This is a genomic window from Glaciecola sp. HTCC2999, from assembly GCF_000155775.1.
GTDB lineage: Bacteria > Pseudomonadota > Gammaproteobacteria > Enterobacterales > Alteromonadaceae > Opacimonas.
Genome location: NZ_DS989810.1, coordinates 283,891 through 294,545, shown reverse-complemented (window position 1 = coordinate 294,545; position 10,655 = coordinate 283,891). Strand labels below are relative to the sequence as shown.

General features: G+C 43.5%; 9 protein-coding genes. 5 read left to right on the top strand and 4 right to left on the bottom strand.

Translation table 11 applies throughout. The features are described from left to right. Positions 1-102: 102 nt before the first annotated feature. Positions 103-1,512: an amidohydrolase gene (locus G2999_RS01385; RefSeq protein ID WP_034955216.1), complete on the top strand. Its 1,410-nt coding sequence runs from the start codon at positions 103-105 to the stop codon at positions 1,510-1,512. Further along, entirely contained in the window at positions 1,509-2,792 is a 1,284-nt protein-coding gene (locus tag G2999_RS01380; RefSeq protein WP_010177971.1) for an amidohydrolase family protein, read from the top strand. Before G2999_RS01385 ends, G2999_RS01380 begins: the two co-directional genes overlap by 4 nt. A gap of 109 nt (positions 2,793-2,901) precedes the next feature. On the opposite strand, the gene G2999_RS01375 is transcribed toward G2999_RS01380, so the two are convergent. After that, positions 2,902-3,579: an arylesterase gene (locus G2999_RS01375; protein WP_010177969.1), complete on the bottom strand. Its 678-nt coding sequence runs from the start codon at positions 3,577-3,579 to the stop codon at positions 2,902-2,904. Between G2999_RS01375 and G2999_RS01370 the strand changes: the two genes are divergently transcribed. Both G2999_RS01370 and G2999_RS01365 read left to right on the top strand, forming a co-directional pair. After that, positions 3,578-4,246 carry an ABC transporter ATP-binding protein gene (locus tag G2999_RS01370; protein ID WP_010177967.1) on the top strand — a complete coding sequence of 223 codons (669 nt, stop codon included), beginning with the start codon at positions 3,578-3,580 and terminating at the stop codon, positions 4,244-4,246. The genes G2999_RS01375 and G2999_RS01370 overlap by 2 nt on opposite strands. Then, positions 4,246-6,783 carry an ABC transporter permease gene (locus tag G2999_RS01365; RefSeq protein WP_010177965.1) on the top strand — a complete coding sequence of 846 codons (2,538 nt, stop codon included), beginning with the start codon at positions 4,246-4,248 and terminating at the stop codon, positions 6,781-6,783. Before G2999_RS01370 ends, G2999_RS01365 begins: the two co-directional genes overlap by 1 nt. 117 nt (positions 6,784-6,900) lie before the next feature. On the opposite strand, the gene G2999_RS01360 is transcribed toward G2999_RS01365, so the two are convergent. Both G2999_RS01360 and folX read right to left on the bottom strand, forming a co-directional pair. After that, positions 6,901-7,815: a TIGR01777 family oxidoreductase gene (locus G2999_RS01360; protein WP_010177963.1), complete on the bottom strand. Its 915-nt coding sequence runs from the start codon at positions 7,813-7,815 to the stop codon at positions 6,901-6,903. Between the two features lie 25 nt (positions 7,816-7,840). Further along, positions 7,841-8,215 carry a dihydroneopterin triphosphate 2'-epimerase gene (gene folX, locus G2999_RS01355; RefSeq protein WP_010177961.1) on the bottom strand — a complete coding sequence of 125 codons (375 nt, stop codon included), beginning with the start codon at positions 8,213-8,215 and terminating at the stop codon, positions 7,841-7,843. A gap of 66 nt (positions 8,216-8,281) precedes the next feature. On the opposite strand from folX, the gene G2999_RS01350 reads away from it, so the two are divergent. Then, the gene (locus tag G2999_RS01350; RefSeq protein ID WP_010177960.1) at positions 8,282-9,355 is read left to right on the top strand and encodes an AI-2E family transporter; all 1,074 of its coding nucleotides are present in this window, start codon (positions 8,282-8,284) and stop codon (positions 9,353-9,355) included. On the opposite strand, the gene G2999_RS01345 is transcribed toward G2999_RS01350, so the two are convergent. After that, positions 9,352-10,650 (bottom strand): ATP-binding protein, encoded by a 1,299-nt coding sequence (locus G2999_RS01345; RefSeq protein ID WP_010177958.1) that lies wholly within the window; start codon positions 10,648-10,650, stop codon positions 9,352-9,354. The genes G2999_RS01350 and G2999_RS01345 overlap by 4 nt on opposite strands. Positions 10,651-10,655: the final 5 nt, after the last annotated feature.

Here is a 10,655-nt window from a genome sequence, read left to right as displayed (position 1 = left end):
GCTTTCGTTACGTTGATGAGTGTCAAACACAACTCTGTTTCTATTAAACACAGATACTTTCTAAGGATATCCAAGGTGAATTATAAAAATAAACCGACTTGGATGTTAGCTGCGATCACTGCAACGATTTTATCCACGACAACACTCGTGGGCTGTGGTGATGATGCTGATAGCCAAATTCAGACAACGACAACCGATAAAGTGGTTATTAATCCAGACCCATTTCCAAGCACGTACACACCCATTCCAAGCACAACAACATTGATTACCAACGTGACTATCATTGATGGCATCGGTGGGATGCAAGCGAACTCACAAATTTTAATGGCGGATGGCAAAATTGTAGGGCTGGGTGCGGAGATTGATACTCCGGATGATGTGATGATTATTGATGGTGCAGGGAAGTATGTTACACCTGGGATCATCGATACGCACAGTCATTTGGGCGTGTATCCATCGCCTGATACACGTTCGCATGCGGATGGTAATGAAATGACATCGCCGGTCACCGCACAAGTGTGGGCAGAGCATTCTGTGTGGCCCCAAGATCCTGGCTTTCAACGGGCCTTAGCTGGAGGCGTTACCGCCTTACAAATATTGCCTGGTTCAGCCAACTTATTTGGTGGACGCAGTGTTGTGTTAAAGAATTTACCTGATCGCACAGTCCAAGACATGAAATTTCCTGATGCGCCTTACGGGATCAAGATGGCATGTGGTGAAAACCCTAAACGTGTCTATGGTAAAAAAGGCGGTCCTGCTACGCGTATGGCGAATGTTGCCGGTTACCGTAAAGCCTGGATAGGTGCTGCAGAGTATAAAGCGAAATGGGAACAATACGAAGCGGATGTTGAAGCCGGTAAAGACGTCAAAGCACCCAAGCGTGATTTAAATAATGAAACCCTCAAGGGCGTTTTAGATGGCGATATTATTGTGCATATGCATTGTTATCGTGCCGATGAAATGGTCGTGATGATGGATGTGATGAAGGAGTTTAATTATCAAATTGGCTCGTTCCATCATGCTGTAGAAGGCTATAAAATCGCCGATAAATTAGCTCAAAACAATGTCTGTGCGTCCATGTGGGCAGATTGGTGGGGCTTTAAGTTAGAAGCGTATGATGCCATTCGCGAAAATATTCCGATGGTGCATGCAGCGGGTGCCTGTGCTGTTGTGCATTCTGATTCTGACATTGGTATTCAGCGTTTAAACCAAGAAGCAGCTAAAGCATGGTCTGATGGTCGTCGTGCTGGTATCGATATCTCTCAAGCTGATGCGTGGCAATGGTTAGCAGCGAATCCTGCTAAGTCATTGGGTATTTTTGACCAAACGGGGTCTTTGGAAGTGGGCAAAAATGCTGATGTGGTGTTGTGGAGTGCCGATCCATTCTCTACTTATGCACAAGCTGAAAAAGTCTATATTGATGGTGGGTTAGCGTTTGATCGCTCGGCACCAGATACCTGGCCAGTCAGTGATTTTGAATTAGGCCAAATTGGCGAAGGAGATCACAAATGAAACGATTAACGACCTTATTAACGTTATTAACCTTGAGTACTTCAGTATTGGCAAACCAGTTTGCGATTGTCGGCGGTAAAGTCCACACGTTATCTGGCCAAGGGACTTTAGATGAAGCCACGGTGTTAATTAAAGATGGTGTGATTGAATCGATTGTTAGCGGTTCTGACGTACCGCTTGGCTATGAACGTATTGATGCCCAAGGAAAAGTGGTGACGCCCGGGTTTATCGGCGCGTACACAGCCTTAGGCTTAGTTGAAGTCGGTTTTTCTGCAGGCCAAGTGGATGCATCCACCACAGAACATCCGGTGACGACGATTGGAGCAGCCATTGATGTCTCTTATGGCATTAATGCTGATTCAACCTTAATTCCGATTACGCGTATGGAAGGGTTCACTTCTGCGGCGACAGGGATTGAATCGTCCGAATATTTGTTTAAAGGCCAAGGTGCCTTCATTCAATTAACCGATGATGAACCATTGTTGAAACCGCGTGCGTTTATGGCACTGAGTGTTAACAACTCTAGCGCGAGTGATGCTGGCGGTACGCGCGGGACGTTATGGGTGGCGCTCAAGCAGATCTTAAGTGAGGCGAAGTTTGCTGCTGATTTTAGGACCTCCAACAGTTTGATCCCGACTCAGCATTGGCATGGTGTGAGTACGCGTACTGATGCACAAGCACTATATGATGTCATTCGAGGCAACTCGCCGTTGTTAATCAAAGCGGATCGAAAAGCGGACATACTGAATATTATTGGGTTAAAGTCAGAGTTTCCTAAACTGAATATTGTGATCGTATCCGCATCAGATGCGTGGCGTGTGGCTGATAAATTAGCTGCAGCGCAAATCCCTGTGATCCTTAATCCTGAATATAATTTGCCTGGTGCATTTGATACGTTAGGCGCAACATTAGCCAATGCGGGACGTTTAGAAAAAGCTGGAGTAAAGGTTGCCATAGGTATTGAGACACATAATATTCGCCTTGCCACTCAACATGCGGGTAATGCTGTGGCGAATGGTATGAGTTATGACGCAGCTCTAGCTGCATTATCGAGAAATGTTGCTGAAATTTATGGGATGCAAGATACTTTAGGTTCTTTAGCAAAAGGGATGCGTGCTGATGTTGTTGTATGGTCTGGTGATCCACTAGAAGTGGCTGAAGCCGCAGAACATGTCTTTATTGGTGGTCAACCGACGAAGATGGAATCACGTCAAACATTATTACGTGACCGTTACCTCAAATTACAACAAGATAAGCCAATGGGATATATACGCCCTTAAGCGTTACATATTACCTTTGTTGGAAAATAGACTAAGCCAGCTAAGTATGACTTGAGCTGGCTTTTTTGTTCGTGAGATTTGAGTTATCAGCTGCAACTAAGAGATGTTGCTAATAGAGGGCTACGAGTGGTGTGATCCAGTGAGTTAACATAAATTCAGCAATCATGGGTTGCGCTTCTGCTGTAGGGTGGATCCCATCGTTTTGCATTAATTCAGGGTTAAGCGCAATATCAGCTAAGAAAAATGGTACCAAGGGTACGTCAAATTCATCGGCTACATCACTAAACGCGCTGATAAACATACGATTATATCGAGCACCATAATTAGTCGGTATTTGCATCTGCTGGATAGCGACTTGCACATTAGCGCTTTGACTTTGTTTCACTATAGCGCGAAGATTATTTTTTAATTTTTTTATACTGTGGCCTTGTAACCCGTCATTACCGCCTAATTCAATTAAAATATGATCGGGATTGTGTTGTGTTAACAAACGCGCTAAACGAGCTAAGCCACCGTCGGTGGTTTCGCCACTGATAGATGCGTTAATAAGCGTTAGCGAGCTCAGTGTTGGATCTGCGGATTGGCTTAACATATTTTGTAACAAACTTACCCAACCTTCTTCTTGAATCAGACCATATGCGGCACTTAAGCTATCACCTAAGATAAGCACCGTTTGAGTCTCGGTTTGCGTGTTTGATGCAGTGGAAGTGGATTGATCTATTGCTGCATAACTTGCCGTACTAAACACAACGCAAAGCAACCAACCATAAAGTGATAATATTTTCATGATAAAAACCGAAAACCTTATTAAAACAGTTTCTACGAGCGAAGGCGAGCTACAGATCCTCCAGCCGATTACTTTTTCAGTAGAAGCAGGCCAGTCCATCGCGATTATTGGCGCCTCTGGTTCCGGTAAATCGACACTTTTAGGCCTACTAGCGGGACTGGATACCGCCTCATCTGGCGAGATTTGGCTTGATGATGCCCCTTTACACAGCATGGATGAAGAAGCGCGTGCACAATTACGTGGTGAAAAAGTGGGCTTTATTTTTCAAAGTTTTATGTTGGTGCCATCATTAACCGCGTTAGAAAACATTATGTTACCCGCAGAGATCACTGGATTATCCGATCCTAAAGCGCGCGCATTAGCCGTCTTAAAGCAGGTTGGGGTAGAACATCGCGCTGGTCATTATCCTAATCAACTGTCAGGTGGCGAGCAACAGCGAGTAGCGATTGCACGTGCATTTATTACCCAACCTAAGATTTTATTTGCGGACGAGCCCACCGGTAATTTGGATGCGAAAAACTCAGATAATGTCGAGTCCTTATTATTTGAACTTAATAAACAATCAAACACCACATTGGTCCTGGTGACACACGACCCTGAATTAGCATCAAAATTTGACCGTCAATTATCGATGAATGCCGGTGTGTTAGAAGAGGTGACTGCCTAATGAGTGCAATGCCGAGACAATTGGCGTGGCGCTTATTCAAACATGAAGCCAAGCGCGGTGAGTTAAGTATTATATTATTTGCGATAATCTTGTCGGTTGCGGCAGTACTATCGTTGTCGTTATTTTCTGAGCGATTACAAGGCGCGTTAACGGATCGTTCTGCTGAGTTTATTGCTGCAGATCGTCAGTTATCGGCCCGAGCGCCACTTGATCCTGAATGGATCTCAGCTGCGCATACCTACAATTTAGCAACGGCGTTGCAAACCTCGACTCGCTCTATGGCATTTGCAAATGATGAATTGGCATTAGTGGACTTACGTGCGGTATCTGAAGATTACCCCTTAAAAGGAACGATTAAACTGGCGCCTGAGTTATTTGCTACAGGTGTGGCTACTGATCACATTCCGGCTTCGGGCGAAGCGTGGATGGATTCTCGTCTATTTCAGTTACTTGGGGTGTCTTTAGGCGATAAGATTGAACTCGGTGAAGCACAGTTTACGATCACCCAAGTATTATCGGAGATCCCCGATGGGGGCTTTAGTGTGTTTAATGCTGATCCTATGGTGTTAATCAACTTATCTGATATCGCCGCAACTAAGGTCACGGGACCGGGTAGTAGAGTGAATTACAAAGTATATTTCACGGGTGATGATAATGATTTGGATAATTATTTTGATGAGCTATCACCGCAATTAGATCGGCAGGTGCATCGCTGGTTATCCGTCCAAGATGACACATCACCGATTGGTGAATCAGTGGCTCGTGCTGAACAGTTTTTTTTACTGGCCTCACTCTTAGCGATTGTGCTTGCTGCAGTTGCGATAGGTGTGGCAGCACAGCGCTATGCTCAGCGCCATTTTGATCCGGTGGCGATCATGAAAACCTTAGGAGCGAGCACCGCAACGATTCGAAAAGTGTATTTATATCAGATTGTTTTTATCGCTCTATTAGGGATCGTGATAGGTGCCATTGTTGGATTTGTGTTACAGCAACTGGTCGTGAGTGCATTAGCCGACACAGTCGAGGTTTCTTTACAAGTATGGTATTGGCGACCGCTATTAATTGCGATTTTTACTGGCAGTGTGTGTGCGTTATTATTCTGTTTATATCCATTATTAGGACTCTTTTCGATACCGCCTTTACGTGTCTTACGACGCGATATCGCCTCATCATTTAGTGCGCGTGGCGGGCAATATCTTACCGCGGGTGGAGCAATATTACTGCTCATGTGGGTATATTCACAAAACCTCAAAATCAGCTTAATTCTATTTGTCTCAGGTCTCATCTTAGTGGGATTATTACTCGCAGCAACCTTTGGCTTAATTGCGTTGGGTAGAGTGCTGGGTACGGGGCGAATGGGTGCTTGGCAACTGGCATGGGCAAGGATTAAACGCCGTAGTTTGGATAATTCAGTGCAGTTGATTAGTTTTGCGCTAACGATAATGTTACTGCTGGTTGTACTGGTTATGCGTAACGATATAGTGCAGCAATGGCGCGACCAATTACCCACAGGTACCGCCAATTATTTCTTGGCCAATGTCACTGAAGAACAGCGCCCGAACTTAGTCCAACATTTTGCTGATAATGGCATTGAAACGGATGGTTTATATCCTGTATCGCGCGGTCGTTTTGTTAAAATTAATGATGAGATATTACGCAACGATATCACTAAAGAGGAAGAAGATACGACCAATGAAACTCGTCGCGGTATGGGTCGAGAAGCGAACCTGACATGGGACACCACATTACAAATGGGTAATGAAGTGATTGCTGGCCAATGGCACGGGGAGTGGACGCCTGAGACATCTGAACTAGGAGATGGGATTTATCCTGTATCAATAGAAGAACGAGTGGGTAAGAGAATGCGTATCGGCATGGGCGATCAATTAACCTTTAATATCGGTTCAGAGATTGTCACGGTAGAAGTGACGAGTATCCGTACCGTCAACTGGCAAACCATGCAGCCAAACTTCTTTTTTGTATTACATCCCATGGCGATGGAGGCGTTTCGTGCCAGTTACATCACAAGCTTCTACTTACCGCCTGAGCGTAAACCTGAACTGACCCGTTTAATGGCGCCATTTGCCAGTGTGACTATGTTTGACGTAGATGCACGTATCAACCAAGTACGGAGCATCATTGATCAAGTCTCTGCTGCGATTGAGTTTATTTTAATTTTAGTATTAGTCGCAGGAAGTTTAGTGTTAATTGCACAAGTACAAGCGAGTATGGATGAACGTCAACGTGAATTAGCGATATTGCGTACCTTGGGTGCCAAAGGGCGTATGATCCGAGCTTCCGTTATTTATGAGTTTTTGATCATTGGTTCAGTGGCAGGCTTCATGGCAGCATTAGCGAATGAAGTCAGTTTGTATCTGCTACAAACGCAAATATTTCAAATGCAAAGCAGTTTACACATAGAGTATTGGGTAATTGCACCATTAACTGGGGCTGTGGTGGTCGGTTTATTAGGGGCAGCAAGTTGCTGGCGCCTCTTATCGATGAATACCCAAGTCCTACTAAGGAAGATGCTATAAGTGCCCATGCTCTGCGTCTGCCGTGTGACGTTTTAAAGCACCATAAATATATAATGACAGGGAGGATGTAACATACTATCCCTGTCATATAGTAGATTGGTCTTTTAGATAGTTAGATTATTTTTGAGCTAACGCAGCAAATGCGACATCCACATCTTCGAATTGAAATTGATAACCAGAAGCGCTCAGCACGTCTGGAAGGACTTTTTGTCCATAGAGTAGCAAGTCCGCAGATTCACCCATTAATACTCTTAAAGAGAGTTTTGGGACGGTAAATATGCATGGACGTCCAAGACTCTTTGCGTATGATTGTGAAAACGTCTTATTCGATACTGGTTTAGGGGCGGTAAAATTAACCGGACCTTGAATCGTATCCGTGTCTAATACGTGAGCGATCCCCGCCACCATATCGTCAATATGGATCCATGACATGATTTGTTGACCCGAACTTACCGGTCCACCTAAGCCTAGACTAAACGGTAGGCGCATTTTACCTAACGCCCCCCCATTAGCTGATAATACTACACCAGTGCGTAACAAGCAGACCCGAGTCGATTCTGAAGCTGCTTGTGATGCGATATCTTCCCATTGTTGGCAAATATCGCGAGAGAACTCCTCATGAAACTTTGTAAAGGTCTCGTTGATTAATGTATCTGCGGATTGACGGCCATACACACCAATGGCTGATCCACTTAAAAAATGAGCAGGTGGTTGAGTACTGGCATGACACAAATCGACTAACTGCTGAGTGATATCCCAGCGACTATGACAAATACGCTGTTTTTGTTTCGCACTCCAGCGCTTATCAACAATGGGCTCGCCAGCTAGATTGATCACTGCATCAAATTTGTTCAAATCAGTTAATGACGCTATATCGACATGTGTTACCCGACCAGCTTGGACGAGATCATTAAATGCTTCCATCACTTTTTTGGCAGAACGGCTAACCACATAAAATTGATGGTGGTTTGCATAGCGTTTGATAAAAGCTTGACCAATCAGGCCTGTAGCACCTGTGAATAATATATTCATCGTGTCTGCTCTCTATATTGAAACATTAAAATTGAGGCTCTTTTGAGCAAGAAATACTTAAACTAACCGAATCAGAGAAGCGCAGTGCATGTGGCTTATCAACTTCCACTTCTGCCCAAGATACCCAAGGATGTTCTGCGGCAATTGCTAAAATATCGGATGTAAGTTTTTCTAATAAATAATAGCGGTTGTTCTCAACTAAACGGATGATTGATTTGGTCACCGTTTTATAGTTAATCGCATTTTCCACTTCGTCTGATTGTGCAGCTTGGTGAGCGTCATACTTGATAACAGCATTGATCACGACATCTTGTTTATTTTTAATTTCATCGTCATTAAAACCGATATAAGTGCGTAAACGTAAATTTTTTATACGAATTGTTGCTTCATTTAAAGTCATATCACAAATTCCTGTTATGATAGAGGTATGTATTTTCATACCTAAAATTATCTTGCTGAGAGCACTATGGAACTAAAATCTTCTACAGCTAAAGTCATGGTTATTACCGCTGCGGTGATAGTCGTCTTAGCCGGCATCAAAGCGGCAAGTGCCATTATGGTACCATTTTTGTTATCGATCTTTATTGCGATTGCTTGTAGTCCGCTAATCAACCATGCATCTCGATATAAAATACCGAGATGGATATCTGTTACCCTAGTTATACTCTTAATAATCGTTTTTGGTTTCATGCTCGCTGGATTAGTTGGGCAATCTTTAGGAGAGTTTCGCCAAAATTTACCCAATTATCAGAGTCAGTTATCTGTTGAGTTCGCTTGGGTCATTGAACAACTCGCTAAAGTGAATGTGATTGTTGATAAAAATTTGTTCTTATCTTATTTTGATCCAGCCGTTGCAATGTCGGTCGCAACCAATTTTTTAAGCGGCATGGGCGGGGTACTATCCAACGTATTTTTAATCATTCTAACGGTGATTTTCATGCTTTTCGAAGCTGAAAGTATGCCTCGCCGTATTCACGTAGCGTTACGTGATCCTGGCATGAAAATGCAGCACATTGATCGTTTTCTAAAGTCAGTGAATGACTATCTTGCCATCAAATCCTTGGTCAGTTTAGGTACCGGTGTTTTCATTGGCGTGTGGTTATTTGTACTCGATGTACCGCATTTTATGTTATGGGCAGTATTAGCGTTTTTACTCAATTTCATTCCTAATATCGGTTCGATTATTGCTGCGGTTCCGGCTGTACTTATTGCTTTTGTTGATCAAGGCTTAGCCACTGCTGGTCTTGCTGGTTTAGGTTTTATTATAGTCAATACTGTCATGGGTAACATGATCGAACCGCGTTTCATGGGCAGGGGGTTAGGTTTATCTACGCTTGTCGTCTTTTTATCATTGATTTTTTGGGGCTGGTTACTCGGTTCTGTAGGGATGTTGTTATCGGTGCCGCTAACGATGATTGTGAAAATCGCAATGGAGTCTCGAGAGGAAACGATGTGGTTAGCCGTGCTTTTATCGGGGGATGAGCCCCTTGAAAATGCGAGCACCATCACCGACACAGATGTATCGCTGCATAAGGACTAAGCGAGATTCATCTCCATCCTAGTTCCTTCAATCTCTGGGCGTGATGTTATCTTTAACGTCGCGCCATATAAATCTAATAAATCATTAACGCTCGCCAGCCCGATGCCATGTCCTTGCTTATAGGTATCTAAGCGCTTGCCACGTGTGAGTATTTCCTGTTGCAGGTGTGATGGGATCCCTGGTCCATCATCAGTCACGCTGATACGATGACCGGCGGATGAATGTTGAAGCGAGATTACAATATGAGAGACAGCTGCTTTGCAGGCATTATCAATGATATTACCCAGTAATTCATACGCATCGGCAGTATCAAAGGCAACCATGAACGTGTCGTGACTGCACAGTAATTCGATACGTAGTTGTTTATCTCGATAGATTTTATCCATAGACTCAATGATTCTATCTACTACTGATAACATATTAATTTGTGCTTGCCAGCCGGCTTTACCTAATACTGAGCGTGCTAATTGGCGGTGAATGATTTGGTCAATCTGTTCAATCGGTGCTTTCGATTGTGAAGGGATATCCGCATCACCTTGCAATACACTCAAGGGTGTTTTCAGTGAATGAGCTAAATCTTGGAGCGCATTTTTAAATCGGGTGCGCTGCTGTGATTCTGATAGCAGTAATTGATTCACACTGTCTTTCACGGCATTGAGCTCTTTGGGGTAATCGCCATGAATTATATTATCCGCTTGTGAATAATGTTGACCAGATGCGACTTTTGATAATTGTTCGACTAACTGTTTTACGGGGCTAACAACAGATAATAAACTCAGTAAAAGCATCCCACTGATCAATAGTCCTACCCATAATCCGTTTTGCAATAAGCTTTGATTAAAAGTGTCTAGTTCAGCGTAATAAGCGGATTTATCTTCAATAATATAAAACTTAATTGGGATGTATTGGTTTTCACTTTCAAATTCAGCTGTGAACGTGTAAAGAAAAGTATCAGGTATAGCGTTGGGCGAATCGCTAAATATTGATTGGCCAATCTGTGCTTGTGGGTAGGCTAAAGGTGTTGCATTCAACATGCTGGATGAAGATTGCCATACGATGGTTTGATTCATCACAATCAAGGCTTGATAGCCCGATTGAGGCATATTTAAACGATCATCGAAAACATTGAATGGCATATTAATTTGACTGCCGTCGATTTCAAAGGACGCAATCAATGCATATGTCATCGATTCAAGCTCACTTTGTTTCGCTTTAATCAGACTATCTTGGTATGCGTTTGATACGGTTAACGCCAAAGAGGGCAAAAGCACTACCGTCACTAATAATATCGTCATGGTAG